This window comes from Nocardia sp. XZ_19_385, from assembly GCF_015355755.1.
Lineage (GTDB): Bacteria > Actinomycetota > Actinomycetes > Mycobacteriales > Mycobacteriaceae > Nocardia.
In genome coordinates, this window is sequence record NZ_JACVEE010000010.1 from 15219 (window position 1) to 41808 (window position 26590).

24 protein-coding genes and 2 pseudogenes are annotated in these 26590 nt (G+C 65.1%); 16 read left to right on the plus strand and 10 right to left on the minus strand.

What is annotated here, in order from left to right; genetic code table 11:
* Positions 1-33: 33 nt before the first annotated feature.
* Complete coding sequence (locus IBX22_RS36885) at positions 34-1329, minus strand: ROK family protein (RefSeq protein WP_228540217.1); 1296 nt, start codon at positions 1327-1329, stop codon at positions 34-36.
* A 208-nt stretch (positions 1330-1537) separates the two neighbouring features.
* On the opposite strand from IBX22_RS36885, the gene IBX22_RS36890 reads away from it, so the two are divergent.
* The 8 genes from IBX22_RS36890 (at position 1538) to IBX22_RS36925 (ending at position 10487) form a co-directional block, all read left to right on the plus strand.
* Positions 1538-2800: an ABC transporter substrate-binding protein gene (locus IBX22_RS36890; RefSeq protein ID WP_194820490.1), complete on the plus strand. Its 1263-nt coding sequence runs from the start codon at positions 1538-1540 to the stop codon at positions 2798-2800.
* 70 nt (positions 2801-2870) lie between these two features.
* A complete protein-coding gene (locus IBX22_RS36895) occupies positions 2871-4877 on the plus strand; it encodes an ABC transporter permease (RefSeq protein ID WP_194820491.1) in 2007 nt (668 codons plus the stop codon).
* The gene (locus IBX22_RS36900; RefSeq protein WP_194820492.1) at positions 4874-5650 is read left to right on the plus strand and encodes an ABC transporter ATP-binding protein; all 777 of its coding nucleotides are present in this window, start codon (positions 4874-4876) and stop codon (positions 5648-5650) included. The genes IBX22_RS36895 and IBX22_RS36900 overlap by 4 nt, the downstream gene beginning before the upstream one ends.
* Entirely contained in the window at positions 5647-6411 is a 765-nt protein-coding gene (locus IBX22_RS36905) for an ABC transporter ATP-binding protein (protein ID WP_194820493.1), read from the plus strand. The genes IBX22_RS36900 and IBX22_RS36905 overlap by 4 nt, the downstream gene beginning before the upstream one ends.
* Positions 6401-6802 (plus strand): DUF6379 domain-containing protein, encoded by a 402-nt coding sequence (locus IBX22_RS36910; protein ID WP_194820494.1) that lies wholly within the window; start codon positions 6401-6403, stop codon positions 6800-6802. Before IBX22_RS36905 ends, IBX22_RS36910 begins: the two co-directional genes overlap by 11 nt.
* Positions 6799-7824 (plus strand): sugar phosphate isomerase/epimerase, encoded by a 1026-nt coding sequence (locus IBX22_RS36915; RefSeq protein ID WP_194820495.1) that lies wholly within the window; start codon positions 6799-6801, stop codon positions 7822-7824. Before IBX22_RS36910 ends, IBX22_RS36915 begins: the two co-directional genes overlap by 4 nt.
* The gene (locus tag IBX22_RS36920) at positions 7821-9353 is read left to right on the plus strand and encodes a GMC oxidoreductase (protein WP_194820496.1); all 1533 of its coding nucleotides are present in this window, start codon (positions 7821-7823) and stop codon (positions 9351-9353) included. The genes IBX22_RS36915 and IBX22_RS36920 overlap by 4 nt, the downstream gene beginning before the upstream one ends.
* Positions 9354-9386: 33 nt before the next feature.
* Positions 9387-10487 (plus strand): zinc-binding alcohol dehydrogenase family protein, encoded by a 1101-nt coding sequence (locus IBX22_RS36925; RefSeq protein WP_194820497.1) that lies wholly within the window; start codon positions 9387-9389, stop codon positions 10485-10487.
* A 61-nt stretch (positions 10488-10548) separates the two neighbouring features.
* Here the strand turns inward: IBX22_RS36925 and IBX22_RS36930 are convergent, their stop codons facing one another.
* The 6 genes from IBX22_RS36930 to IBX22_RS36955 all read right to left on the minus strand — a co-directional run bounded on the left by IBX22_RS36930 (position 10549) and on the right by IBX22_RS36955 (position 17071).
* Positions 10549-11799: an MFS transporter gene (locus tag IBX22_RS36930; protein WP_194820498.1), complete on the minus strand. Its 1251-nt coding sequence runs from the start codon at positions 11797-11799 to the stop codon at positions 10549-10551.
* A gap of 61 nt (positions 11800-11860) precedes the next feature.
* Positions 11861-13396, minus strand: a complete 1536-nt coding sequence (locus IBX22_RS36935; protein WP_194820499.1) for an FAD-dependent oxidoreductase — start codon at positions 13394-13396, stop codon at positions 11861-11863.
* Positions 13397-13459: 63 nt separating this feature from the next.
* Entirely contained in the window at positions 13460-14158 is a 699-nt protein-coding gene (locus IBX22_RS36940) for a hypothetical protein (RefSeq protein ID WP_194820500.1), read from the minus strand.
* A 96-nt stretch (positions 14159-14254) separates the two neighbouring features.
* Entirely contained in the window at positions 14255-15181 is a 927-nt protein-coding gene (locus tag IBX22_RS36945) for a VOC family protein (RefSeq protein ID WP_194820501.1), read from the minus strand.
* A 7-nt stretch (positions 15182-15188) separates the two neighbouring features.
* Entirely contained in the window at positions 15189-16070 is an 882-nt protein-coding gene (locus tag IBX22_RS36950; protein ID WP_194820502.1) for a fumarylacetoacetate hydrolase family protein, read from the minus strand.
* A gap of 212 nt (positions 16071-16282) precedes the next feature.
* Positions 16283-17071, minus strand: a complete 789-nt coding sequence (locus IBX22_RS36955; protein ID WP_194820503.1) for an IclR family transcriptional regulator — start codon at positions 17069-17071, stop codon at positions 16283-16285.
* A 116-nt stretch (positions 17072-17187) separates the two neighbouring features.
* On the opposite strand from IBX22_RS36955, the gene IBX22_RS36960 reads away from it, so the two are divergent.
* The 8 genes from IBX22_RS36960 (at position 17188) to IBX22_RS36995 (ending at position 25103) form a co-directional block, all read left to right on the plus strand.
* Positions 17188-18816: a bifunctional 3-(3-hydroxy-phenyl)propionate/3-hydroxycinnamic acid hydroxylase gene (locus tag IBX22_RS36960; RefSeq protein WP_194820504.1), complete on the plus strand. Its 1629-nt coding sequence runs from the start codon at positions 17188-17190 to the stop codon at positions 18814-18816.
* Positions 18809-19738, plus strand: a complete 930-nt coding sequence (locus IBX22_RS36965) for a VOC family protein (RefSeq protein WP_194820505.1) — start codon at positions 18809-18811, stop codon at positions 19736-19738. The genes IBX22_RS36960 and IBX22_RS36965 overlap by 8 nt, the downstream gene beginning before the upstream one ends.
* Positions 19739-19823: 85 nt before the next feature.
* Positions 19824-20576: a fumarylacetoacetate hydrolase family protein gene (locus IBX22_RS36970; protein ID WP_309234949.1), complete on the plus strand. Its 753-nt coding sequence runs from the start codon at positions 19824-19826 to the stop codon at positions 20574-20576.
* On the plus strand, positions 20573-21535 hold the full coding sequence (locus tag IBX22_RS36975) for a TAXI family TRAP transporter solute-binding subunit (RefSeq protein WP_194820506.1): 963 nt from the start codon (positions 20573-20575) through the stop codon (positions 21533-21535). The genes IBX22_RS36970 and IBX22_RS36975 overlap by 4 nt, the downstream gene beginning before the upstream one ends.
* Before the next feature lie 46 nt (positions 21536-21581).
* Positions 21582-22577, plus strand: coding sequence for a hypothetical protein (locus IBX22_RS36980; RefSeq protein ID WP_194820507.1), 996 nt, complete (start codon positions 21582-21584; stop codon positions 22575-22577).
* Positions 22574-23674, plus strand: coding sequence for an alcohol dehydrogenase catalytic domain-containing protein (locus IBX22_RS36985; protein WP_194820508.1), 1101 nt, complete (start codon positions 22574-22576; stop codon positions 23672-23674). The genes IBX22_RS36980 and IBX22_RS36985 overlap by 4 nt, the downstream gene beginning before the upstream one ends.
* A 38-nt stretch (positions 23675-23712) precedes the next feature.
* On the plus strand, positions 23713-24381 hold the full coding sequence (locus tag IBX22_RS36990; RefSeq protein WP_194820509.1) for an MBL fold metallo-hydrolase: 669 nt from the start codon (positions 23713-23715) through the stop codon (positions 24379-24381).
* Positions 24381-25103: a class II aldolase/adducin family protein gene (locus tag IBX22_RS36995; RefSeq protein ID WP_228540218.1), complete on the plus strand. Its 723-nt coding sequence runs from the start codon at positions 24381-24383 to the stop codon at positions 25101-25103. The genes IBX22_RS36990 and IBX22_RS36995 overlap by 1 nt, the downstream gene beginning before the upstream one ends.
* A 31-nt stretch (positions 25104-25134) precedes the next feature.
* On the opposite strand, the pseudogene IBX22_RS38110 reads toward IBX22_RS36995, so the two are convergent.
* From IBX22_RS38110 to IBX22_RS37005, 3 genes and pseudogenes are all read right to left on the minus strand, one after another.
* Positions 25135-25572: pseudogene (locus IBX22_RS38110) on the minus strand (transposase family protein); the annotation flags it as partial.
* A pseudogene (locus IBX22_RS38115) lies at positions 25549-25950 on the minus strand (GAF domain-containing protein); the annotation flags it as partial. The pseudogenes IBX22_RS38110 and IBX22_RS38115, both read right to left, overlap by 24 nt.
* Before the next feature lie 118 nt (positions 25951-26068).
* On the minus strand, positions 26069-26389 hold the full coding sequence (locus IBX22_RS37005; RefSeq protein ID WP_194820511.1) for a hypothetical protein: 321 nt from the start codon (positions 26387-26389) through the stop codon (positions 26069-26071).
* Positions 26390-26590: the final 201 nt, after the last annotated feature.

Sequence of the window (26590 nt, forward strand, 5' to 3'; positions counted from 1 at the left end):
GCCACGTCCGCGAGCTAATGATTCACCGCTGCGTCAGGCCTCTTCTTTCGCCATCTCCGGCGTGATGCGGTGCGTCCAGGTGTCGATGTAGGTGGAGCTGAGCAGCTCATCGATGGCGGTCAGTGCCGCTCCGACGATGCCGGCTTGGTCGGCGTGGGTGCTGAGAACCACTTGGAGGTCGCGGGTGGCCAGCGGTAGCGATCGTTCGTAGACGACCTTGCGCAAAGAGGGCAGCAAAAGATCGCCCGCTAGGGAGACACCGCCGCCTATGACGATCAGTGACGGGTTGAAGAGGTTCACCAGGGTGGTCAGCGCCTCGCCGAGGTGCTGGCCGGCGGCGGAGAGTAATTCCAGGCTGGCCTGATCACCGGCAGCAGCGGCATCGCGGACATCGATGGCGGTGAGCTGATAGCCGTCTGCGGCTCGGCGAGCAAGCTCTGGGCTCGTACCGCTTCTGGCCAGCATGGCAGCCTCTTTAGCCAGGGCGTTGCCACTGGAGTAGGTCTGCAGGCAGCCGACTTTGCCGCAGCGACAGACGCGGTCGGAGTTCGGGTCCAGACACAGGTGCGCGATGTCGCCCGCTGAACCCTGCGCGCCGCGATGCAGACGTCCGGCGGAGACGAGCCCGGCACCGATGCCGGTTCCGATCTTTACGTAGACGAAGTCGCGGTGCCCGCGAGCCAGGCCGCTGCGAAGTTCGCCCAAGGCCATCGTGTTGACTTCGTTGTCGACCCAGACGTCGACGCCGAACCGCTCCGCGAGCCGTTCTCGGACCGGATAGTTGTCCCAGCCGGACAGTATCGGCGGGGAAACAGGTCGGCCACTGGCGAATTCGACCGGGCAGGGGAGTCCGACGCCGATGCCCAGCGGGGGAGCGTGACCTGAAGATTCGGACAGCAGCTCGTCGAGCATGCGCTCGAGCTCGGCGAATGTAGATTCGGGCCCTGCGGTGGCCGCCCACTGGATCTCGCGGGTGGCCAGAGGGTTTCCGGCCAAGTCGGTGAGTCCTGCGGTCAAACTGGTGACGCCGACTTCCACCGCGATCACCGTGCCTGCTTCGTGTCGGAAGCGCAGTTCACGCGGTGAGCGGCCACCGGTCGATCGGCCCTTACCGCCGTAGGCCAGCAGTCCGGTTCCCACGAGGTCGGAGATGCGCTGGGCGACAATCGTTCTGCCCAGCCCGGTGGCGTCACAGAGGTCATTGACTGTAACGAGTTCGTGAGTACGAACCAGCTCGACGAGCATCGCGGTTGTCTCGGCCGTCGTGGTGCGCTTCAGTCCGGGCGCCAGTGCGCGCACGGTGGCCTGGCCGTCGGTTGCCCGTTTCAAGAAGGTCTCCTTACGTCGCCGGAGGGTTGACTTCCCTCACTTATGGGGTTAGTTTCCTCACATTCCGGCAAAAGTTCAATAGCTATAACCAAAAGTGACGTGGCCAACTCCCGCCGCCCCCGTGGAAAGCTCTCCACCTCGGCGGCGATCGGTGCACCCGGACTCCGCTCGCCTTTCCCCGGTCACCTCGAAAGCTCCAGGAGCTGACATGAATTCATCCTCTCCCTCGAGACTCGCCATCGCTCTGGTCTCGGTTGCCGCGCTGCTGAGCGCGTGCGCAGACAACAACGCACCGCAGAGTCCCGGCATCGCTACGACGATCGACAACGCGGTCGGGAAGACCTACAGCGGCAGCACCGGCAATGGGAATGCGACGGGTTCACCGATCATGATCGGCCTGGTCAACCAGCAAGGCGGCCCGGTGTCCAACCCCGAATTCACCGTCGCCGCGCAGGCCGCCGCGGACTACATCAACGACCAACTCGGCGGGGTGGGCGGGCGGCCTGTCACCCTGCACACCTGCGACATCGTCGCGGCCGAGTCGCAAGGCCAAAAGTGCGGACAGGAAATGCTCGCGAACCAGGATGTTCAGTTCATCCTGCAGGCGGGACTCAATGTCGGAACGCAATCGCTGCACGCCACGCTCAATGGCGCCAAGCCGGTACTGGTCGCCATCGCCAATCCCGGCCCCGACGTCACCGCAAAGAACACCTATGCGATCAACGCCAGCTCACTGGCCGGAATGGCCTCCACCCCACTGTTTTTGAAGAACGTGCTCAAGGCTAAGACCGCAGCCATGATCGCAGACGACAACCCCGGCAACCAACTGATCGCCAACCGCCTGAAGGCTGGGATCGAAGCCCAGGGCATCGCAGTACGACTCACCACGTACCCGGCAGGCTCGGCCGATCTGGTGAGTCCACTGACCGCTGCCGGCGCACAAAAGGTCGATGTGATTCTGCCGATCGCGGTTACACCCACCGCCTGCATCGCCACCGCGAAGGCCTACCAACAGTTAGGGCTCAGCACGCCGCTGCAGTCGTCCGGGCTCTGTGCCTCCGACGCGGTCAAAAAGGGTCTCGGTGACTTCCCTAAATGGATCTTCAGCGGATCGCTGCTGAACATCCACGCTCCCGACGACACCGGGCAGGTCCCGTTCTACCGGGCGGTCATGGCGAAATACGCGCCGAAGGGCGCCGAACTCGGCATCAACGCCCCCGCCGGTTTCGCGGGCCTGTTCACCGCCGCCGATATCCTCAACCAGGCGGGGCCCGAACAACTCTCGGCCGACACCATCGCCAAGGCTGCCGCCGCGTTTACCGGTCCAGTACTGCTGGGCTCGCCCAAACTGAAGTTCGGTGTGGATCCCGCGATGCCGACGATCGGTTCCCGTGCGGCGCGCTACTACCGCTACGAGGGCGCGGACAAGTGGGTCGACATCTCCAACGGTTGGCTCAACCTCCCCGAATGAGCAACTCCGTATGCGGTTTTCGGACGGACGGTCCGTCTGCGGTTCCCTGGAAAGATCGTGAGGTTCAAAGTTGAACCAGTTACTGCTGTTCATTCTCTTGGGGGTAGGTCCCGGTGCCCTGTACGCGGGTCTGGCCCAGAGCCTGGTCCTGACTTACCGCGGTGCGGGCGTGATCAACGTCAGTGCCGGTGCGATGGCGATGTGGGGCGCCTACAGCTTCTACGCGTTGCGGGAAGGGCACTTGTTGTTGCCGTTCTTCTATCCCGATTTGGGCGGGCCGATCGCTGTCGCGCCGGCCTTCCTGATCGCGACCGTCGAATCCGCACTGCTCGGTGTCTTCATCGACCTCTTGGTGTTCCGGCCGTTGCGGCAAGCAGCGCCCTTGGCGAAGCTGGTCTCGACCGTGGGCATTCTGCTCACGGTCCAAGCGGTGATCGTGCTGCGGTTCGGCGGCCAAGGCCAGACGGCGCCCGCAGTGCTCTCCGGGGGCACCGTGACCGTCTTTGGTGGGACGGTGCCGATCATCCGGCTCGAAACCTTGGTGCTCGTCATAGTCTCGGCTCTCGTGCTAGCCACGGTGTATCGGTACAGCCGATTCGGACTGGCTACCCGCGCCGCCCAGGAAGACGAGGCCGAAGCCGTTATGGCGGGACTCTCTCCGCGGACCTTGTCGTTGATAAACACGACCGCGGCTGGTGGTCTGGCAGGTGTGGTCGGAATCCTGGTGGCACCGATGACCCAGCTCGATCCGACCACGCTCACCCTCTCGGTGGTGCCGGCCCTCGGTGCGGCGCTGATTGCGAAGTTCTCCTCTTTCACCGTGGCCGCGGCCGGCGGAATCGCTATGGGCGCAATGCAATCGGTGGTCACCTACCTGCAGACCTTGCCGTGGTTTCCCACTTCCGCTGGCCTGCCCATGCCCGGGCTCGCCGACGTGGCGTTCTTCATCGTCATCGCCGCAGCGCTGGTCTGGCGTGGGCGGAGCCTGCCGGAAAGAGGTAGCTACATCGAGCCGCGCCTGCCGCCCGCGCCGGCACCGAAGAAGATCGTGAAACCGGCGGTCGTGCTGGCGACGGTCGCGGTGGTTGCTCTGGTGGTCCTGCCGTTCGATCTGCGGCAAGGTTTGATCATCACCTTCATCGGGTTGATCTCTTGCCTGTCGCTGGTGGTGCTGACCGGCTTCGTCGGCCAGGTGTCGTTGGCGCAGTACGCATTTGCGGGTCTATCCGGCTTGGTAGTGTCGAAACTGGCGATCCACGCCGGGCTCGGGTTTCCGTGGGGGCCGATCGCCGGGATCGCTGCCGCAACCGTCTTCGGATTCATCGATGTCCTGCCGGCTACCCGAGTTCGTGGTGTCCACTTAGCCGTACTGACGCTCGCGGCGGCAGTCGCCTTGCAGAACTTCGGTTTCCACAATCCCTCATGGGGTGCTAGCGGTCTCGGATCACCTGTGAGTCCGCCGACGATTTTCGGCCTCAACTTCGGCCCCACGGGATCCTTCCCGGTCAACGGTGAGCACCAGCCCAGTCCGCTTTTCGGGATCGTCTGCTTGGCTGTGGCCGTCAGCATGTGCGTAGCGGTGGCCAACCTGCGTCGCAGCGGTCTGGGGCAGCGGATGCTCGCGGTTCGCTCCAGCGAGCGAGCTGCCGCGGCTGTGGGCATCTCCGTTCCCGGTATAAAGGTCACCGCGTTCGTCATCTCCGCGTTCATCATGGGTGTGGCCGGTGTCCTCTACGCCTACAACTACGGATCGGTGGATCCGGCCACCTTCAACATCGTCAACACCCTCGTGCTGATCGCGCTCGCCTATATCGGCGGCATCACCACCATCAAGGGTGTCGTCATCGCCAGTCTGCTCATGGCCGGTGGCCTCGCGAGCACCATTATGGAGAACTACATCGGGCTGCCCTCGGATTACCTGTTGCTGTTCGCGGGTGTATCCCTCGTACTCACCATCGCTATGAATGCCAGCGGTATCGCCATGGCACGCGACAAACCCGACCCTGAGCAAACCCTGCCCGACAACGAAATCCGCACCTCCGGGCTCACCACCGCAGTCGCGGAAGGAGCACGATGACCACCCTGACAGTCTCCGAACTCACCGTCCGTTACGGCGGCGTACTCGCCCTCGACGCCGTCAGCTTCACCGTCGTGTCCGGCGAACTCGTCGGCCTGATCGGTCCCAACGGGGCAGGAAAAACTACCTGTATCGACGCCATTTGCGGTTTTGCCTCCGCCGCAGGCCAAGTCACACTCGATCACCACGTGATGACCGGCGAACGAGCTTTCGCTCGCGCTCGTGCCGGTCTCGGGCGTACCTGGCAACAGGCTGACCTGTTCGATGACCTCACCGTCGCCGAAAACCTCTCTGTCGGTGCCTACCGGCCCGGTCTATGGCACACCGCGATCGAGGTTTTGCGCGGACGGTCCTCCGAACAGGCTTCCTCCCAGCACATCCCGAGGATGCTGGGAATCGAGCACCTGCTATCCCGCCGCGCCGATGGACTATCGGCCGGGCAACGCAAACTCGTCGACGTCGCCCGCGCGCTCGCCGGAGATCCACCCATTCTGCTACTCGACGAGCCCGCCGCCGGGCTCGACACCAACGAAAGCAAGATCCTCGGTCAACGATTGCGTTCGATCGTCGACTCAGGAAAAGGCATGCTGCTCGTCGACCACGACATGAGCCTGGTGCTTTCGGTCTGCGATCGGATCGTGGTGCTGGACTTCGGCGCCGTCCTGGCGGTCGGCACACCGGCTGAGATCCGCCAGAACCAAGACGTGATCAATGCCTACTTGGGTCGTACCGCCACCGAAACCACCACCACTGCTGCCGGAGGCCGGCAATGACCGCCACCCCTACCACCACGGCGCTGCTGGACATCCGCGGATTGTCAGCTGGCTACTTCGGTGCCGCCGTGGTCCGTGAGATCGACCTGACCGTCGGGCGCGGCGAGGTTGTCGCGTTGCTCGGCCCCAACGGCGCCGGCAAGACGACCATCCTGCGAGCGGTCTCGCGAACGCTCACACCGCTGTCGGGCGAAATCACCCTCGCAGGCACTGACCTCGCCAAGATGCGACCGCAGGAAATCGCGCGCGCGGGTCTGGTGCACATGTCCGACCGGCGCGGAATCTTCTATAGCCTCACCGTGGAGGAGCATTTCCGGCTGCGCGCCAAGGGCGAACGACTCGATGTCGACGCCGCCTACGAGTACTTCCCCGAACTCACCCCGCTGCGTTCGCGCCGAGTCGGGTTGCTCTCGGGCGGTGAACAGCAGATGGTCGGGCTGGGCCGGGCACTGGCGCGCCACCCCAAAGTCCTGATGGTCGACGAACTGAGTAAGGGCCTGGCGCCGGTCATCGTCGAACGCCTCATGCCGGTTGTCCGCCGGTACGCCGACGACACCGCCGCTGGGGTGCTGCTCGTCGAACAGCAAGTGCAACAGGCGCTGGAGATCGCCGATCGCGGCTACATCGTCGCCCACGGAAGCCTCGAGCGCCACGGCAACGCCGCCGATCTGCTGGCCGACCGCGATGTGATCGTGTCCAGCTATCTCGGCGGTGCCGCCTTGACGAATGCGAGTCGGCAAGGAGGCGACGTTGTTCCGTGAACGGATCATCGCTGAGGATTCCCTGGTCATCACACCCCGCGGATATCAGCTATCGGTGCGACTGCCCTGGTATCGCGCTCTGCCGGTCAGCGCCATCGAAGAACTCGAAGTCAGCCTCGACGGGGTGCGGGCCGAACCCGACTCCATCACCATCGAGATCAACAGCCGCGAACGCACCCTTGCCGAGGCCGCCCTGGACTGGGACGACGTCTGGTATGTGCTTGACGACGCGATAGTGCGCGTCACCTCCGACCCGGTCGGGCGCAAACAAACCCACGAGCTCGAAGTGACTCTCGGAGTACGCATTCCGTACCTGCCCGTGGCCGGACGTCCTCTGGTGATGACCGAGCGCTTCGTCAAGACCATGCCCGAGAAAGAGATCAGAGAATGAGCCTGCCCAGACTCGGCGTGACCCTCTACAGCTTTACTCCCTGCTTCCACGCCCGCCGATACAGCTTCGAAGACCTCATTCGCGTCGCAGGTGAACGCAACCTCGGCCCCGGGCTCGAGGTTGTCGGATTTCAGAGCATCAAGAACTTCCCGGTACTTCCGGACGGATTCGCGGCGCATTTCCGGCGTCTCGTCGAGGACTCCGGGCTCGAATTGTCGTGTCTGGGAGCCAACGCCGACGCCGGGCTGCGCCAGGACCGGTTGCTGACCGAAGATGAGCTGGTCGAGTACATGCGCGCTCAGCTCGAGGCCGCGCACAGTCTCGGCTTCCCGACGGTCCGGGTCCAGCACTCGGTGACCGCTGACCTGATGGAGCGCCTGCTCCCGCACGCCGAGCGACTGAATCTGACCCTTGGTATGGAAATCCACAGTCCGCACGGTGTGCACCATCCCAAGATGCAGGCATTGCTGGAACGCTTCGAAAAGCTGAGCTCCCCACGCCTGGGGTTCATCCCGGATTGGGGTGCCTCGCTCACCCAGCTGCCGCCCAGTCTGCTCGAAACCTATGCCACCAAAGGTGTTTCGATCCAGCTGCTCGACGCATTTCGCGACCAGTGGAATGCCTTCCACCGGGAACCACTGATTCGTGACGATGCCGAACAGGGCGCCCGGTTCCAGCGGATGCGCGAAATCAACGACATGTTCGGCGGTGACGACATCTCGGTCCGCATCGGAACCAACTCCGTTGGTTTGTTCGGGCACATGAACCCCGAGGACTGGCGCGAGATCATGCCTTGGGTCGTGCACGTTCACGGCAAGTTCTACGACATCGACGCCGACGGGAACGAGCCCTCGATCCCGCACGAGATCCTGCTCCGCGATCTCGTCGCCGCCGGCTACGACCGCTACATCTCGACCGAATGGGAGGGCTGGCACTGGAACGACACCGATGATCCGTTCGAGATGGTCGCCGCCCAGCACCAGCTGAGCGAACGCATCCTGGCCAGGCTGGCGGCGGCATGAACTCCACCGACCCGGTCCAGGTCGAACTCCTGGTAATCGGAAGTGGCCCTGCCGGAGCGACGTTCGCACGCCGCACTCTCGATACAGTGCCGCAAGCCCGAGTCGTCGTGGTCGAGGCAGGGCCGGCGCTGACCGAACCGCCCGGGGAGAACATCCGCAACCTGCCTCTCGATCAGCGCCGCGCTGCCCAGGACCGGGTCAGCGGCGAACAGTCCGAGGGCTTCCGCCCGATGGGTGCCCGACCCTTGCACGCGCGGCCGGGCACCACTCTCGTCGCCGCCGACGACGGCAGCTCCGATGGGCAAAACGGTATGCCTGCCGCCGCCTATTCGACCAATGTCGGTGGCATGGGCGCACATTGGACCTGCGCCTGCCCCCGACCCGGCGGCAGTGAACGGATCCCGTTCATTGCTGACGAGGAAATGCAGGCAGCTATCGACACCGCCGAGGCCCTGCTAAACGTCACTACCGCCGCGTTCCCCCCGACGTCGGCCAGCACGACTGTGCTGGCAACCCTTGCACGCCGTTATGGCCAACGGATGGCCGACGGCCGGGCCGCGGGGCCGATGCCATTGGCATGCGCGCCTGGCTACGAGGCGGGGGCGCTGCCGCGCTGGACCGGAATCGACACAATTCTTGGCGCCTCCGACGAGCGGTTGACCATCCGGCCGGGATCGCTTGCCCGCAAACTGCTTTGGGTCGGTAACCGCGTGCGCGGCGCGGAGATCGTCGAGGTGAACACCGGTGCGGTGTTCCACATCCATGCCGACGTTGTGGCGGTCACTTGCGATGCGTTGCGATCGCCACAGTTGCTGTGGAACTCGGGTATCCGCCCACCCGCGCTGGGCCGCTACCTCAACGACCAACCCCAAGTCGTCGTCGGGGCACGCCTGGACCTGCCCGCCGAAACCGACCGTGGCGCAAAGGCCAACGACCCGCGCGACACATTGACCGGTGTGTGCTGGGTGCCCTACACCGACGACGTACACCCGTTCCACGGACAGGTGATGCAACTGGATGCCTCACCGATCGCGATCCACGTGGGCGACAAACCCGACCCCCGGCCCATGGTCGGGCTCGGATGGTTCTTGCCCAAAGACATCCAACCCGAGGACCGCGTCTGGTTCGACGACAGCGACCGCGATCGATGGGGCATGCCCCGCATTCATATCGACTATCAGCTCACCGACATCGACCGTGAGAGGGTCGCCGCTGCGACCACCGAACTGGAAGCTCTGGCAGCTGAACTCGGCGAGCAGACCCGTACTCCGGACCTGCTTCCTGCGGGATCATCGCTGCACTACCAGGGCAGCGTCCGGATGGGTGCCGTCGATGACGGCACCAGCGTCTGCGACGACCACGGGCGCGTGTGGGGCTTCGAGAACCTGTTCGTCGGCGGCAACGGCGTCATCCCGACCGCAATGGCCTGCAATCCGACGCTGACCGGTGCTGCTCTGGCCGTGCGCTCGGTCGACGCGGTCACCAAATTGCTCAGAGCTCGTGAGCAGCGAGGGCAAGCCCAGTCCTGAGCCGCCATCATCCTCACCTGATTGGGACCTTTCATGAATAACCCCCCGCCTGTGCCGACCACCACCAAAGCTGTTCGCGTCTTCGAGTACGGTGGCCCCGAACAGCTGGTCTACGATGACTTTCCGCTGGAACCGCTGGGCCCCCGCAGCGTCTTGGTTGCCGTGCACACGGCCTCGGTCTCGGGGTGGGACCTGAAATACCGTTCCGGGCTGTTGTCGGGCAAGGCGTTGCCGGGGCGGCGCCCGCTGCCGATGCCGCAGCAGCTCGGTCGTGAAGCCGCCGGCACCGTGGTCGCCATCGGAGCCGACGTCACGTGTTTCACCCCAGGACAGTCCGTTGTCGCCGTGGTGCACCCGGAGAACCCCAGCTCCCTGGAAACCCACCGAGGGTTGGGCAATTTGTCCACCGGTATCGATATCCCCGGCCACGCCGCGCTGGGGTCCTACGCTCAATACCTTGTCCGAGACGAGCAGATGTGGCTGCCGCTACCCGACCACGTCGATCTCGAACAAGCCGCCGTCATCCTCTGGCCCTATGGCACTGCACACCGAATCGTGCGCGATCGACTGCAGATCGGGTTGGGGCAGACCGTGCTCATCTGCGGAGCCTCAGGGGGAATGGGCGAAGCCACAGTGCAATTGGCACGGCTGGCCGGGGCCCGCGTCGCGGTGACCACTCGCCACGAACAGAAAGCCGACCTGCTGCGGCAGACAGGAGCCGACTTGGTCGTCGTCAGTACCGAGGGCGATGCTGCTCGCGAGCAGTTGCGTGAATGGACCGGCGGCGACGGAGTCGACCACGCCGTCGACTACACCGGCAACCCTGATCTTTTGCGGCTCGGTGTCGATTCCCTGCGCTTGGGCGGCAAGCTCTGTCCCGCCGCCGGCAACCAGCGCGGCGGGGGCCTGATCCCGTTGACCATGAATGACTTCACCCGCTGGGAAATGGAGGTCGTCGGAGTGCGTGGTGCCCGCCACCACGACGCCGTCGCTGTTCTAGACCTGCTCGCGCGGGGGCAGATCGGCATCCGTATTGCCGCCCGGTTCCCGCTATCGGACGCCCAGTCGGCGCACGCCTTGCTGGAGACCGGCATGGACCTTGTCGGCAGGGTGGTCCTGCAGCCCTCCCGTTGATCTCACCTCGCGATAGGCCCTTCCCAACTTTGGGAAGGGCCTATCACCAAGCGATTTGCGATTACCGATTCGTGTTCTGTTCGAGCGGTAGCGGAGCGGCGGCCTCAGGATCGGAGACGGCGTGGGTGTCGGGGGCGGGAAGCAGTGTGACGGTGATGGCGCCGAGCAGCGCGGGGGCCATGAAAGCGAAGAAGCCGGCGCGGGGCGAGGTGAAGAATGCGGTGGCGGCCGATAGGTAGGACGGCCCGGCGATGGCACCGAGGCGGCCGACGCCCAGGCCGAATCCGAGTGCGGTGGCGCGTAGCCGGGGCGGATAGTAGGCGCTGATGTAGGCGATGACCAGGTTCTGGCAGCCGAGGGATCCCAGGCCAGCCAGTGCGGAGATGGCCAAGAGCAGAGGGCGAGGCTGATTGGTGCTCAGCACCAGCAGGGCAATGGCGGCGAGTGAGAAGGTTACGGCGGTCACAATTTTCAGATGCCCGCGGTCGGCCAGGATCGCCATGAGTACTCCGCCGCAGGCAGCTCCCGCGGTAAAGGCGATCATGAATTCCAGCGAGGAGTTGAGGCTGTACCCGTTGCGCATCATGACCGTCGGCAGCCATGCGGTGGTGCTGTATACCAATGACATGCTGGCGAAGGTCGCGATCCAGAACAACACTGTGGCGATACGGGTGCTGGGCGTGAACAATTCTGCGACGTGCCGGTTCCGCTGGGTGTGACCGGAGTGGGGGGTGGTGGAGGGAACGATCCAGAGGATCAATGGCACCAAGACCACCGGAAATGCGCCGATGAGAAACAGAGTCTGGAAGTGGACCTCGGACAGGAGAACTCGTCCCAGCAGTGCTGATGCGGTGCCGCCGATTCCGATGGATCCCATGGCGACGGCCAGATGCAGGGTTCGGCGGTTGCGTGGGGCGTGGTCGGAGACCAACGCCGCGACCAAGGGGGCAAGCGCACCGACTCCGATTCCGGTGCCGACCCGTGCGGCGCCGAGTTGGGTCAAGTCCTGTGCGGCTGCGGCGGCCAGCATCGACGCTGAGATCCAGCACACGGCAACGACCAGTGGGATTCTGCGGCTCCAGCGGTCAGCGGCCCATCCGGCCAGGATCGAACCCACCGGCATACCCAGCGCTGTGAGGCTACCGAGTGTGCCCAATGTTGTCACCGATGCTCCCCAGGAGCGGTCGCGCAGCAGACTGGGGCCGATGGTGCCCAACGTGAACAGGTCGTAGCCGTCGACGAACAGGACCAGACATGCGAGTAGGAGTACTCCGGTGCGGTGCCTGTTCGGGGTTGTCGTGATGGTGGCCATGGTCGTCTCCTTTGACGCGGGGGTCCGGCAGCACCGACGGGTACGGCTGGTCTAAGGCTCTCTAGTTGTGGTGTCCGATTGCGCGCCGCAGGGTCTCGCGTGGGCCGCCGGGTTCTCCGGCCGTCCAGGCGATGTGTTGATCAGGGCGCACCAGCGTGAGCGAGGTGGCGGGGTGGTCGAGCAAGGTCAGTGGCACGGCTTCGGTGCGTGCGGCGTCCTCGAATTCGGTGACGAGGGGATCGCCGAGGTCGCCGACGAGGGTGAATTCGGGGCCGAGGTGGTCATAGAGTGAGTCGCCAGGGCCGAGCCAGCTGTGGGCAAGGCGGCCGCCTGCTTTATCGGACACCACCGGTGAACCCTGGTAGGTGTAGCCCAATACCAGGTCCAGGCTGTGGAATTCGCTGTGCTTGGTGTGCTGGACCGCGCGGGCGACCACCGGTCGGATCACGTCGAACTCCGCGCGTGTTCCGACCAAACGTTCGTCGCTGAGTTCAGGGGCGAGGGTGGCCATGTTGCGGGCCGCCGCGGCGATGGTTTGCGCCGCAATCGGTTTGCGTTCGGCTTCATAGCTGTCCAGCAGCCCGTCCGGGGCCCAGCCATTGACGACCGCAGCCAGTTTCCAGCCCAGGTTCACCGCGTCACCGATGCCGGTGTTGAATCCGTGGCCGCCCCACGGCGGATTCAGATGCGCGGCGTCACCGGCGAGGAAGACTCGCCCGGCCCGGTAGTGATCGGCCAGCAACAGTTTGGCTTTCCAGGGGTCGGTCGCGAGGATGTCGGCCTCGATATCGGCGCCTACCAACTGGCGCACGATGCCCAAGGGGTCGGCATTGCCCTGCTCCTCGGACACGCCCTGGGCGATGCACCACCACATGTCGTCGAGGTCGAGTCGGCCGATCAATCCTGGCCGACGTGGGTGCAGGACCCAGTAGTGCACGGCGGGGCCGTGGGGAACCCTGTCCGCGAGCGCTGGGGCACGGAAGACGATGTTGAAGTTCGGTCGTTCGTCGGCGCTGCCTTCGTATCGCGCGCCGATGGCTTCACGCACCTTGCTCCAGGCGCCGTCGGCACCGACAATGAAGTCGGCGTGCAGCATTCTGGTTGTGCCGTCGCGATTTTCGATCCGCGCGGTGACTTGGTCGTTGTCCTGGCACAGGTCGGTCAGAGTCCATCCGGTGAGCAATGACGCGTGTGGTGTGGATTCGATGGCATCCCGCAGGATCTCCTCGATGGCCGGTTGCGGTATCTGTTGGCCTGCTTCGGCTGCGAGGTCCTCGCCGGTGAGGTTCAGGCCGAAACAATTGTGGAATCGGGTGATTTCGCGTCCCAGCAGGCTGGTGGTGAAGACCGCTTCGGCTGACCAGGTGACAGGCAGCGCCGCTCTGGCCCGGATGATGTTCGATAGGCCCCATCGCCGGAACAGCTCCATTGTTCGCGCGGACGTCGTTTTCGCGCGGGGACGCAACGGAGAGACCGTTGCCCGGGGCTCGACCACCTGCACGGTGACACCGTGGTGTGCCAGCTCCATAGCGGTGGCCAGCCCTACTGGTCCGCCTCCGATGACGAGGACGGGGACGTGGTTGATCGGGTTGCTCATCGGACGCTCCTGGGCGGGGGCTTCCCGAGCGGTTGGAGGACCACGCCGCCCGGGAAGCCTGTTTCACTTGGGCTGTTGATTCGGCATCGGGGAGTTGATGGTCGTGAAGTACTGGACGGCGGCCATGAGGGCCACCGGCGCAGTGACCAACAGCTGGCCCACTACAGTGCCCAGGAAGCCGACGGCGGCGATGCCGCCGAGGCAGCCGATCGCCGCAGCCGGAATGAATGCCCCGAACAGGCCGATGATCGCGGCTGAGGCGATCGTGGCGCCGGCGATGCCACCGAGCACACAACCCACCGCGGCTCCGCCCAGGCCACCGACCAGGGTGCCGATCGTGGCCCCCATGGAAATGGTCTGGGTCATGCGTGCCCACGCCGCTTGTTCACGGTCGTAGGGAGTCTTCCAAGGCGCCTGGTCCTCATAGGGCAAGGCAACCGGGCTATAGGTGGCATGTGCGATATCGAACTGTGGACTCAGCGTTGCGGTGCGGCCGGCAACTTCCGCGGCGATCGGGAAAACGAAATCGTCGACGCGGAAGGACAATTCGGTGCCGCCGAGCATTGCACCGCGCGGTGACTTGACTTTCAGAGCGCCGTCCTCGACAACGAGTGATCCGGCGTCGGTGGAGATGATGGCTGTTTTCTCCGTCGCGGTGGCCGTGTAGTGGATGTCCTGTTCGGCGGGGGCTGCCGAAACGGTGCCCGCCGTGATACCCAACGCTGTGACCAGCAGCGCCGATGCTGTGATGACTTTCCTCATGTGTTTTCTTTCTCTAACTGTGGCTGCGCAGCGGGACCCGCTGCTGTGCCGGAAACCGTTCAGCCGCTGCCGAATCGCTCGACGTGGCTGGGCTGTTCAGCCCTTGGTGGAATGCGCGCCGGTCATCAGCGCGGCCAGGTCGTCTGGTTCGAGGAACGATGCCGGTGGTGGCGGTCCCCACGCGTAGAGGCCTTGCAGTCCCTCGAGTACCTGGGGCGACCACAGCTCGTCCTCGGGGATGGTGTCCATGTCGGAGTAGTACTCGGAGAAGTTGCCGGCCGGATCCTTGAGGTACCAGAAGAAGTTGGCGCCGGCGAAATGGCGGCCAAGTCCCCAGGTGTGGCGTTCGGGGTGGCCTTCGAGCATGGAGTGGGCTGCGCGCCCGACTTCGTCGATGTCGTCGACCTGCCAGCTGGTGTGGTGCATGAAGTTGACCGGGGCCGCCATGACCAGCACGTTGTGGTGTTCGACCGAACAGCGCAGGAAGGCAGCCTTGTCACCCATATAGTCGCTGATCTTGAAACCGAGGCCTTCGGTGAAGAACTGACGAGTGGTGTGCAGGTCGGTACTGCCGATGACGACATGACCGAGTTTTCGCGGGCGTACCGGCTCGGTGCGGGCGATGAACGGCGCGCGTCCCCACCGGTCGATGCGGTCGGGCCCGTTGTAGGGCGTCGCGAGGACGGGTGGGTCGATGGCGATTCGCGGTCGAACGGTGACGGCGACCAGCGTGCCGGTGACCGGCTCGATCGCGCGCACCGAGTCGGCGGTGAATTGATGCTCGAGGTCGTGTGCGGCCAGTCGTGCCGCAGTGGCGGCTATATCATCGAGGTCGTCTGCGCCGATGGACAATTCGAGCAATCGCCGGGTCGGGGCGTGTGCGATGCGTAGTTGTTCGCCCCCGTCGCGGGTCGCGAAGATACCCTTACCGCGATGCTCGAGACCGAATTCGGTGTAGTAGGCAATGGTTTCGGTGACATTCGGGACGCCCACCGAGACCGAAGCGAGTCCATGTAGTCCCATGACTCATCTACTTCCTGTCCGTTGCGGCCCGGAAGTGCTGGTGCAACTGACCGATGCCTTCGACCCAGCTGTCCAGACGCTGATCGGGTTGGACAAAACGTTGTGGGTCCCGTCCGACGCCGACCCCGGCGGGCGTGCCGGTGAAGATGACATCGCCGGGGTAGAGGGTCACCGTGCGTGACAGTGCGGCGATCAAGGCCGGCACGCTGAAGATGAGCTCGCCGGTGCGGCCCTTCTGTAGTTCTTCGCCGTCGAGAGCGCACCCCAACTCGAGGTCGTCGGGGTTGTCGAACTCGTCCGGTGTCACCAGCCACGGGCCCTGCGGGGAGAATCCTGGAAAAGATTTACCGAGACCGAATTGCGGTGCGGGGCCGCGCAGCTGAGAGACGCGCTCGGAAATGTCCTGTCCCGCAGTCAACCCTGCGACATGGTCCCAGGCATTCGAAACGTCGATCTCGAAGCCGGCTTTTCCGATGATGACCACGAGTTCGATTTCCCAGTCGACGTTGCCGCCGTCGGGCAGCGCCACCTCGGTGTCCGGACCCGTGAAACTCGAGACGTACTTCGTGAATATCGGCGGCAGATCGGTGGGTGCGTCGAAACCGGATTCGCTGGCGTGGGCTCGGTAGTTCAACCCGACGGCGAAAACCTGGCGCGGCATGGGGGAGGGCGCACCGAGTACTGCCCTGTCGAGTGTGGCGGTTCGGGCATTTTCGGTGTGCGGTCGGTGCTCGGACGCCCAAGCGGTGAATGCGGCCCAATCTTGGTACAGGGAGGGCAATTCGGGGCCGAAGCGCCCAGCGGAAGCGGTCGCGATATCGAGAAGGCGTTCGGCGCCCGAGGGGCCGAGGATCAAAGTCGCCCGGCTGTTGGAATTTGCGATCCGCATCTGAAACCTACCTCCGTGATAACTGAGCTCTGGATCACAGCGATAGTAGAAATGTGTCCTGGATCGCAACAGTGCTGTCCTGGAAACCAGGACTTGACTCGGTTAATCAGCTCATTCAGATCGAGCCGAACAACCGAAGATGCGAAGGTGGGTCCCTGACGTGTAGGCGCCGATGGCCTCGCCGACCACGGCCAGGGCCGCGCGGAATGCCTTCAGGCGTCACGCATCTCGAGGTGCCGCGACACGGTGGCGGCTGCGGCTTTCACCTGCCCCTCGATGTTCTTCAGTTCCGAACGGGGAACCCGGGATGCGAGGGCGGCGATGCTGATCGCGGCGCACACCGCTCCGGAGGCGTCGCGAATCGGCGCGGCGACACCGAGGATGTGATCATCCAATTCTCCCTGGGACAAGGCGGCGCCGCGTTTCCTGATGTGCGCCAGCCGGATACGCAGCGCTTCGGGGTCGGTCAACGTTTTCGCGGTGAAGCGTTCGAGCGGTCCCTGTTCGAGAATGGCGGTGACCTCGCCCGGATCGGCCCACGCGAGCAAGACCTCCGCAGCCGCGCCGGCGTTGATCGGCAGGACGTGCCCGCGTTCGTAGGACAGCCGCACGGTGTGCTGTGCCTCGACCAGATCCAGGCAAACCACCGAGCGACCCGACCGCCGGGTCAGCAGGACCGTCTCGTTCACCTGTGCTGCGAGTGCTCGCATGGCGGGTAGCGCGACTTCGGACAGGCCGAGACCGGCACGTGCGAGGCGTGCAAGTTGAAAGATCCGGGGCCCGAGCCGGAATCCGCCCGCCGCTTCCTCGATGAATCCCGAGCCGGTGAGGCTCTGCAGGTAGCGATAGGTGGTCGAGCGCGCGACGCCCAGACGCGCCGATATCTCGAGCCCCGACCAGACTGGTTTGTCGGCGCTGAACAGCAGCAGGATGTCCAGGGCGCGGTCCGCGGTGGAGTTGCGTTCACGGTAGGTGCGGGGCGGGTCTTCCTTGGTTGCCATGCGGCTCACGATATCCACCAGTGAGTGTCCTGTAAATCAGGACGCATCTTTCGAAATGCAGGACCGCCGATTTACCGTGTGCCTACCGCGGTCGAAGACAGGAAGCAGGTGGGCAAATGGCGGCGAAGGTGCCGACAAGCACAGCCGATGTCGTGGTGTGCGGTGCTGGGCCGGTCGGTCTGACGGCGGCCGCGTTGCTCGCGGCGCGAGGTGTCGATGTCGTTGTGCTGGAACAGAATGCTGGCACCAGTGACGAACCCAAAGCAATCAGCATCGACGATGAATCGCTGCGCGTCTACCAGGCCGCGGGCATTGTCGACCGGGTTATGCCGGTGGTGGTGCCGGGCACCGGAACACGCTATTACAGCCGGCACGGCAAGGAGTTGTTCCATGCCCGGGGGCCGCGTCCGTTCCGGCTGGGCTATCCGTTCAAAAACCCCTTCGCGCAACCGGATCTCGAACGCGCGCTGGCGGACGCACTGGCTGACACCGGCAATGTCGAGATGCGCTACGGCACCCGTGTCGTCGGATTCGACCAGCATCCCGACCAGGTGAGCGTCCACGCGGTGACCGCCACCGGTCGATCGGTGGTGCACGCCCGGTACGTGCTGGGCTGCGACGGCGGCCGTTCGGCGACCCGGCTGCTGCAGCACATCGACATGACCGGCCGCAGCTACCCGGATGTCTGGCTGGTGGTCGACACCCTCGAGGATCCGCACACGCAACGATTCGCGATGCATCACGGCGACCCCGTCCGCCCGCATGTGATCGTGCCGGGTCTGAACGGTCGTTGTCGTTACGAATTCCGGCTCTTCGACGGCGAGGGCACTCCCGAGGAGAAACCCGATTTCGCCTTGATCGAGCGACTGGTGGCGCCCTACCGGCCGATCAGCCCGCACCAGGTCGAACGCGCGATCAACTACCGGTTCAACGCCGTTGTCGCCGACCAATGGATGATCGGACGATCGTTTCTGCTCGGCGATGCCGCGCACATGATGCCGCCGTTCGCCGGCCAGGGACTGAACTCGGGCCTGCGTGATGCCGCCAACCTGGCCTGGAAAATCACCGATGTGCTCGCCGGACGGCTGGACCCGTCGATCCTGGCCACCTACCAGCAGGAACGATATCCCCACGCGCTGGCCACCGTCCGGCTCTCGGAACGGCTGGGACGCGTGGTGATGACGACCTCACCGCGGTTCGCTCGCCGCCGCGATCAGCACATCGAACGCACCCTGGCCACCGTGCGAGGCCGCGCGTTCCTCGAGGAGATGCGCTACCGTCCGCCCACCCGATACGAGACCGGCCTGCTTGCCGCCGGCGACCGACCCGAACTGGTCGGGATCCCGATCGGACAACCGCTGGTCTTCGACGCGGTTACCCACCGTCTGTGCCGGTTCGACGATGTTTTGGGCAACGGCTGGGCGCTGCTGGGAATCGACGTCGACCAGACCGATTGGACAGAGGTCGCCTCGATCCTGGAACAACTCGACGCTGCCCCGATCCAGGTATCGACTACCGAGCACATGCCGCGCGCCGATCACCGGGTCGTCATCGACGTCGACGGCGCGCTCGTGCGCGAATTCGTCCACTACACAGGGCGTTTCGCCCTGATCCGTCCCGATCGTGTGGTGGCCGCCGCCTGGTCACCCGCCGATTCCGCCGACCTCGTCGAGCAGGTCCGGTCCTGGACTCCTGCCGGAACCGCGTCGATCACCTCGCCAGAAAGGGCCCTGACCCATGGATAAGCCGCATCGCGTCGTCCTCGAAGAGAGAGCCGCAGCGGGAACATTGACCCGGACCGCGGTCTCGCACATCGGGTTTTCCGTTCCCGATCTCGCCGCCACCGTCCAGTTCTACAGCCGGGTCCTCGGCCTTGTCGTCCAGCGGGAATTCTCCGACGGGCGAGTGCGCTTGGGCTGGGGCGGCGGCCACCATGTCATCGAACTGGTTGAAGGCCCGAAGGCGCTGCGCCACTATGGATTCGAAGTCCGTGACCGCGACGGGGTCGAGGGCATAGCCGCCCGCCTGACTGCCGCCGGGCACACCGTCGAACCGCTCGACGCGGACTACATCGACGCCGCCGCCGGAACCCCGCACGGCATCGCGGCTGCCGACCCGCACGGCACGCCGGTCCATTTCCACACCGTGGTGCAGCGACACGGCGAAACCACCGCGGACACCGGACGGCGCCCGATCAAGTACCAGCACATCACACTCGGCACCGACAACGTCGCGGCCATGGTCGCCTTTTTCGTCGACCAGATCGGGTTCCGGATCTCCGACCAATTGGCCGACGGCCGATTCGCGTGGCTGCGCAGCGACCGGGACCACCACACGCTGGCGGTGGTCGACATCGGGCGGGGCGGCGATATCGACCACTACTCCTATGACCTGTCGCAGTGGGAGGACTTCAAAGCGTGGTGTGACCGGCTCACCGACGAAACCGTCGACGTCACCTGGGGACCCGGCCGGCACGGTCCGGGCAACAACCTGTTCGTCTTCTTCGACGACCCCGCCGGCAACCACATCGAACTATCGGCGGAAATGGAGAAATTCCACGACGACCGCGCCACGTACGTGCCGCGCCGGTGGCAGCCGATCCCCAACACCGTGAACCTGTGGGGTGGCCAGCTCGCCGCCTGGCGCAAGACCAGCGAAGGAATGTGAACCCATGACATAGGCCACCTACGAACACGACGGCCGGCGGCGCGTCGGCGAACTGCGCGGTTCATCGCTGGTTCCGCTGGCGGGTGTGACCGAGCTCGGCGCCGATACCACTCCTGAACTGCTACGTGATGCGGTGCGCGAGACCGCGCAGGCGGTTTCGGCCGCCGAGGTGCGGATCCTGCCCGTCGTCCCGCGGCCCGGCAAGGTGTTCTGCGTGGGCCTCAACTACCGCGAGCACGTCACCGAATCCCGCCGTGAACTGCCGACCTACCCGGTGCTGTTTCCCAAATTCGCGGACAGTCTGCTGGGCGGCTTCGACGATATCGTCCTGCCACCGGAGTCGGCGCAGGTCGACTACGAAGGCGAGCTGGCGGTGGTCATCGGTCGTCCCGGACGTCGGATTCCGGAGGAAAATGCCACCGATCACGTCCTTGGCTATAGCGTGGCAAACGATGTCACGATGCGCGATTACCAGTACAAGACACACCAGTGGATGCAGGGCAAAGCCTGGGACGCAAGTACTCCGGTCGGTCCCTATCTCGTCCCGCCCGACAGGGTCGATATCGCCCAGGCCGGTATCCGGACCGTTCTCAACGGCGCGAAGGTCCAGGAGTCGGACCTGTCGATGCTGATCTTCTCGATCCCGCGTCTCATCGCGACCATCTCCACCTTCACCGCCCTGGCACCCGGCGACCTCATCCTCACCGGCACCCCCGGCGGCGTCGGCTACCGGCGCGACCCGCAACTGTTCCTCGCCGAGGGCGACACCATCAGCGTCGAAATCGACGGTGTCGGCATCATCCGAAACACCGTCCGCACCACCGAGAGCCGCGCATGAACGCCCCCAGGCCCGAAGAACCGGCCATCGCCCGCTCCCTTACCCTGCACCTGCGCGGTGACTGGGGAACGGCCAACCTGCACCGTGTCTGCGGCTGGATCTCTCAGGAACTCACCGATCGCGCGGGCCCGGACACCCGCGTCGCGATCTGGAACAGCCGCGGCTTCGCCGACGCCGTCCGCGCCGTCGGGCACGGCGAGGTCGACGTCGCCCTGACCACCCCGGCCGCGTTCACGGTCGCCGCCCTCGACGGTCGTGGCGTCTACCAGGACGAGTCGTTCCCGCACCTGCGGGCATTGGGTGTCGTGCCGCAGCGGGACCGGCTGGTGATGGCGGTGCACCGTGCGCTGGAGGTAACTACATTCGCCGAGCTGCGAGCGGCCAAACCCGCGCTGACCCTGGCGACGTCGATCAACGACGGCATCAACCACGTCGGGCTGGCCGCGCACGCGCTGCTCGAACGCGCCCAGATCGACATCTTCGGATGGGGTGGGCGATTCCTCGAGGACGAGCGCCCGTTCGAATCATTCGACCATGTCCTGGCTGGGCGAGCCACCGCGATCGTCCACGAAGCGGTCATGCTGCCGCACTGGCAGCAGTTCGGCGGAGACTTCCACTTCCTCGAAGTCGAACCCGAGGTGCTCGAGCAGCTCGATACCGACTTCGGGTGGCCCGCTGCGACCGTCGCCGACAACTACTTTCCCGGGCGCGATGCCTTCCGCACTCTCGACTTCTCCGACTTCCTCGTGCTCACCACCACCGAGCTGGAAGAGGACGTGGCCTACGCGATCGCGTGGATTCTGGGCGAAACCCGCCACCTCATCGAGCAGCAGTACCGGCACATCCCGCCGTCCCGCAGCCCGATCACCTATCCACTGGATCCGGTCACCATGGGCCGCGCTCCGATCCCGCTCCATCCCGGGGCTCAGCGCTACTACTCCGCGTTGCCCACCCCCTGATTCGCAGCCACAGCGCCGACCGTATTCACCAGAGAAGGAGGTGGCCATGAAAGTCATCGAGGACGTCGTGGTCATGGCAGCCGCCACTGCGTTGCGGAGCATCGCCCGCGACGAGGATCAACTGCTCGCGCCGCCGCATCCCGCAAAGGCCCCGATCAAGCTGTGGCGCGACCAGCCGCCGCTGAACGTGGTGCATTTCCCTCAGCGGTACCGCGCCCAACCGTTCGCCCCGCCGCGCGGGATCTACGAAAGCGATCAAATCCGCGTCGAATGGCAAACCATGGACAATCGGCAGCCGTTCTACCACCGCAACTGCGACGTCGACGAAATCTCCTACCAGATCGCCGGCGAACGCACACTGATGACCGAACTCGGCGTCGTCGAACATCGGCCGGGCGAATTCTCCCGCATCCCGCGCGGAGTCGCCCACGACAACTACGGCCGCAAGGAAAGCCATCTGCTGTTCTATGTTCCCGCACCGGTCGCCGAGGTCGGGCCGGGCGTCGGCGAATCCCAGCCGCTTTCACCACCTTTCGACGGCTGGCAGCCCGGCGGGATCAACGAAGCGGTCACCCAGTGTATGGGGGCCCGCGGCCACGACATCGCGGTGTTTCCCACCGACGAACAGCTGCTGCTCGACCAGGTGCACAACGAAAAGGAGCGCATACAAGTACTGCGCGGCACTTCCGGCAACGCGACCACCTGGCTATATGCCACCGACCAATTCCGCCTCGGCATCCACCACGACCCCGCCGCGCAAGTGTCCCGTCGCTATCGCCGCCTGCTGGACGGCGATACCGTCCACTACCAGGTCAGCGGCACCCGCACGCTGATCTCCCAGCGCGGCATCGTTGCTCTCGAACCCGGTGACTTCGTCCACATTCCGCTGGGCGTGGCCTACACCAGCGTGAACGACGAACCCGGCCAATACATCACGCTGCTGTCACACCGCGAGCTGCCCCAAGTCGCCGACACCACCCGAACCGCTGACCCCTATTCACCCGAGCGGCTCGCCGCCGCGTGCGCAAAGGCCGATCGATGACTGTCATGCTCGCTGCCCGCGCCCACCGCGGCTCTGATTCTGTTGTCCTGGAGCAGATCCCAGTACCGACCCCCGGGCCTCTCGACGTCGTCGTCAAGATCGCCTCGGCAGGACTCGCACCCGGAATGATGCGGTTGCTGGCAAGCGGTGCCTTCAAACATCTCCCCACGACCCTGGGACATGAGGCCGCCGGTACGATCGCCGCCCTCGGCTCCCAAGTTTCCGGAATCACTGTGGGAGAACGGGTTCGAGTCCACCCGAATCTCAACTGTCGCGACTGTGGCTACTGCCGCACCGACCGCGACATGATGTGTGCCCAGCAGGCCATGATCGGCCACGCCGCCTTCAGCCGGGCGCCGATGCCGCTCTACGACCGCTACCACGACGGAGCGTTGGCCGAATACATCCGGGTCCCGCACTGGCTGATCGACAAACTGCCCGACAATGTGGGCTTCGATGTCGCCGCCAAGGTTCACGATCTCGCCAATGCCGTCCGCGCCCTCAAATGCGCCGACCTGCCGCTCGGGGCGACGGTGATCGTCACCGCCGCCACCGGAACCATGGGTACCGCCACCATCAAACTCGCTGAGCAGCACGGCATCTCGCGGCTCATCCTCGTCGGCCGCAACGCCGATCGCCTCGAAGCCGTCCGAGCTCTGGCCGGCGGGGTAGCCACCGACATCGTCGCGATCGATGAACTCGACAGCGACTGGGCAACAACTGACGGGCTCACCGCACGACTTCGCGCACTGGCCCCCGACGGAGCCGACGCGGTAATCGACTTCATCCCCGACGGCCCCGCGACCGGACAGGCCATGGCCGGGTTGGCCACCGGCGGAACGCTGGTGCACATGGGCGCCAACCGGACACCGCTGCCGTTCCCGCCCGCGGCACTCATGATCAACTGCTGGCGTTACGTCGGCACCCGCTCCTGCACCCGCACCGACGCCCGCGAGGTCCTCGCTCTGCTCGGCGAGGGCGCCCTGCGCGTCGAGGAACTGATAACTCAGCGATTCGCGCTCGCCGAGGTGGTCGCAGCCATCGATGCGATGCAGCGCCGCGACGAACCCATGTGGATGACTGTGGTCAACCCGTAACCGGCTGAGCCACAAGCTATCCCAGGAAGGACGCTGTCATGATCATCACCCACTACGGGCACGCTTGCGTGCTGCTCGAAATCCCGTCGCAGGATCGGCCTACCCGCCTGCTGATCGATCCGGGTACCTACTCCACCGACTATGCGGACCTGCGCGACCTCGACGCCATCCTCATCACCCACGCCCATCCCGATCACCTCGATGTCGACGGCGTCACCGCACTGGTCGAGCACAATCCGAACGCGCAACTGCTGCACGGCCGGGCCGCCGAGGCGACGCTGGCCGAGCGGGGGACCTCGGGCCATGTGGTCGACCCCGGTGCGACCGTGACTGTGCGAGAGGTCGAGATCATCGTCACCGGCGGTGCGCACGCGTGCATCCATCCCGATCTCCCCGGTTCGGAAAACATCGGATACCTCATCGCCGACACGGTTTTCCACCCCGGCGACTCCTTCGATCTCCCGCCCCGCGCAGCCGACACCGTGCTGGTACCGGCAGGCGGGCCGTGGATGAAGATCGCCGAAGCGATCGACTACCTGCGAGCCGCGGCACCTCGGATCGCCATACCGATCCATCAAGCCGGACTCGCACCCGCCCACCAGCAAATGCACCACGGGCTGCTGCGAAGACTCGCACCGGAAGCCACCGAAGTCCTTGTCCTCGACCACGCCACACCGCACACGGTGAGCGCCGGCGGACGACAGTGATGATGCGCCCAGAGTTGGTTTCGGTCGTCCAGGCCAGTCGGGCGCTGGCCGCGGCCGGCCTGGGAGACATGGTCTGGGGACACGCGTCGGTACGCGACACCGATGGCCGTGGGGTGTGGATGAAAGCCTCCGGGTGGGGATTCGAAGAAATCGACCACACAAAGGTCGTCCTCGTCGGCCCGGACGGGACCGTAGTCGAAGGTAACGGCCGACGCCACCTCGAATTCCCAATCCATACCGAGATCATGGCGCTCCGGCCCGAGGTGACAAGCGTCGTGCATACCCACGCGCCGGCGCTGAGCGCCTTCGCCTCACTCGACTGTGAGCTGCGTGCCATCTCCCACGACGCGGTCCCGTTCACATACCCCCAGTTACCCCGGTTCACACAAACCGGCACACTGATCGCGAATCGAGAACTCGGCCACGCGGTAGCCGAACGACTGGGCGAAGCCAACGCCGTGCTGTTGCCCAACCACGGCGCAATCACCGTCGGGCCCGATCCCGCCACCGCGGTCATGTACGCAGTCCTGCTCGAACGCGCCTGCCGCACACAACTATTGGCCCAGGCAGCCGGTGGACCGAACATTTGGTCCCGCGAGGCGGAAACCAGATTCAAACAAGAACAGGTCTGGAATTCGACGCAACTCGACGCCGGATATCAATACTTGCTGCGACGTGCCGAGTCCAGTGCAGCCACAAGTGAACCCGCGAAATATTTCTGATTTCCGCGCCATGCGGACTGAGCTTGCGTTCTTGAAGGGCGTGGATCGCGTGCGCGCGGTTGCTGGCCTTGTGCGGGCAGCAACGTAGTTCTTGCAGGATTTTCCAGGTCTCGAGCTGGGCGTTGGCGCGTTCGCCTGAGCCGCGTAGCCGGGCATGATCGAGGTTGAACTGCTTCTGCGGTTCGGGCTTGTTGCGGTCCTTTCCCGGTGTCACCAGTGGATCCACACCTCGACATCCCTTGTCGCCCAGCATGATCCATCCATCAGTAGCCAGTTCGCGGGTGACTCGCCAGATCCATGCAGCCTTCGCATCATGAACGCTGCCGGGCAAGGCACCCGATACCCACACGATCTCCCCGTCCGGGGTTACGATGACCTGCAGATTCATCCCGTGCTTGCAGTGCTTGGGGTGCTCGCCCGAGTAGTAGGGCCGGTCCGCGGCGACACGGTCGATCTCGAGATCTTCGCCCGACCAGCAGCGTTCGGCTTCATTGTAGAGGTCGATGGTGCCGATTTTGTTGTCGCCCAGGCGCATCGGGATCCCGGCGACCGCACGGATCCGGTGTTGCAACGCGACCTGCGCGTACTGCGGCCACTGGTCGAGACACTCACGCAGGTCCGCCACCGCGACGACGTCGCCGGTGGTGTGTGCCTGCACGCACGGACCTTGCTGGGCGATCTCCTGCATGCGCTCGACGGTGGCGATGCGTTCGCTGTGGGCGGTCATGAACCGCAACATGCCTTCCGACTCCAACGTCACTCCCGCCCCGGTCAAGCCGAGGACCTCGGTGACACCCTCGACCAGCTCGTCCAACGCCGTAGCTACGTCGTATTCGGTAGGCAGCATCCACGCGAACCGGGACAACGCCGTGATCAACGCCTTGTTGTCGACCGCCACCAAACCCACCGCCTTCTCCCGGCCCGGTTGTGCCCCTCTCCACAGACCTGCCCAACTTCACCAGCACTCACGACCCCGCCCCCGGGCCGCCGCCACTGAATTCTTCAATCGTCATCCCGACAGTGACGTGGCGTTCCATAGCTGGCACGTCCAGCGCTGCTCGGCCGATCGCTGTTTCGAGCAAACGGCGCGCGAGGGTGGTCAGCTTCCAGGTCTGCTCCGGTTCGGTGCCGGTCTGCTCGACAAGGCCTGAACTGGTAAGCGAGGCGAGGGATTTGCGGATCATCTTCACCTCGAGGTGGGTCACAGACGCCAAGCCCGGCAGACTCAGCGGTGTTCGGCCAGCGAGCAGGGCCGCCAATACGCGGGCTTCGTTGATGGTGGTCATCTCCGCGCCTTCGAAATAAGAACATGCATCTGCCCGGTGGCCGGTTCGGTCATAGCCCGATACTGACCCTAAGTCCGCGCCCCGCGAGCGGCATTGGCACAAGTTGATGTGGCCTGACTTCCCGGTGACCTGGTCTAGGCGGCGGGGGTGGTCGTCCCGATATCGGTTGTCTCTGGCCCGATCGGCGCGCTGGGGCGGGGG

Coding starts and splice junctions, on each gene's coding strand:
- IBX22_RS36890 (WP_194820490.1), top strand. CDS start 1,538: ATGAATTCATCCTCTCCCTCGAGACTCGCCATCGCTCTGGTCTCGGTT.
- IBX22_RS36900 (WP_194820492.1), top strand. CDS start 4,874: ATGACCACCCTGACAGTCTCCGAACTCACCGTCCGTTACGGCGGCGTA.
- IBX22_RS36905 (WP_194820493.1), top strand. CDS start 5,647: ATGACCGCCACCCCTACCACCACGGCGCTGCTGGACATCCGCGGATTG.
- IBX22_RS36915 (WP_194820495.1), top strand. CDS start 6,799: ATGAGCCTGCCCAGACTCGGCGTGACCCTCTACAGCTTTACTCCCTGC.
- IBX22_RS36920 (WP_194820496.1), top strand. CDS start 7,821: ATGAACTCCACCGACCCGGTCCAGGTCGAACTCCTGGTAATCGGAAGT.
- IBX22_RS36925 (WP_194820497.1), top strand. CDS start 9,387: ATGAATAACCCCCCGCCTGTGCCGACCACCACCAAAGCTGTTCGCGTC.
- IBX22_RS36930 (WP_194820498.1), bottom strand. CDS start 11,799: ATGGCCACCATCACGACAACCCCGAACAGGCACCGCACCGGAGTACTC.
- IBX22_RS36935 (WP_194820499.1), bottom strand. CDS start 13,396: ATGAGCAACCCGATCAACCACGTCCCCGTCCTCGTCATCGGAGGCGGA.
- IBX22_RS36940 (WP_194820500.1), bottom strand. CDS start 14,158: ATGAGGAAAGTCATCACAGCATCGGCGCTGCTGGTCACAGCGTTGGGT.
- IBX22_RS36945 (WP_194820501.1), bottom strand. CDS start 15,181: ATGGGACTACATGGACTCGCTTCGGTCTCGGTGGGCGTCCCGAATGTC.
- IBX22_RS36950 (WP_194820502.1), bottom strand. CDS start 16,070: ATGCGGATCGCAAATTCCAACAGCCGGGCGACTTTGATCCTCGGCCCC.
- IBX22_RS36955 (WP_194820503.1), bottom strand. CDS start 17,071: ATGGCAACCAAGGAAGACCCGCCCCGCACCTACCGTGAACGCAACTCC.
- IBX22_RS36960 (WP_194820504.1), top strand. CDS start 17,188: ATGGCGGCGAAGGTGCCGACAAGCACAGCCGATGTCGTGGTGTGCGGT.
- IBX22_RS36965 (WP_194820505.1), top strand. CDS start 18,809: ATGGATAAGCCGCATCGCGTCGTCCTCGAAGAGAGAGCCGCAGCGGGA.
- IBX22_RS36975 (WP_194820506.1), top strand. CDS start 20,573: ATGAACGCCCCCAGGCCCGAAGAACCGGCCATCGCCCGCTCCCTTACC.
- IBX22_RS36980 (WP_194820507.1), top strand. CDS start 21,582: ATGAAAGTCATCGAGGACGTCGTGGTCATGGCAGCCGCCACTGCGTTG.
- IBX22_RS36985 (WP_194820508.1), top strand. CDS start 22,574: ATGACTGTCATGCTCGCTGCCCGCGCCCACCGCGGCTCTGATTCTGTT.
- IBX22_RS36990 (WP_194820509.1), top strand. CDS start 23,713: ATGATCATCACCCACTACGGGCACGCTTGCGTGCTGCTCGAAATCCCG.
- IBX22_RS36995 (WP_228540218.1), top strand. CDS start 24,381: ATGATGCGCCCAGAGTTGGTTTCGGTCGTCCAGGCCAGTCGGGCGCTG.
- IBX22_RS37005 (WP_194820511.1), bottom strand. CDS start 26,389: ATGACCACCATCAACGAAGCCCGCGTATTGGCGGCCCTGCTCGCTGGC.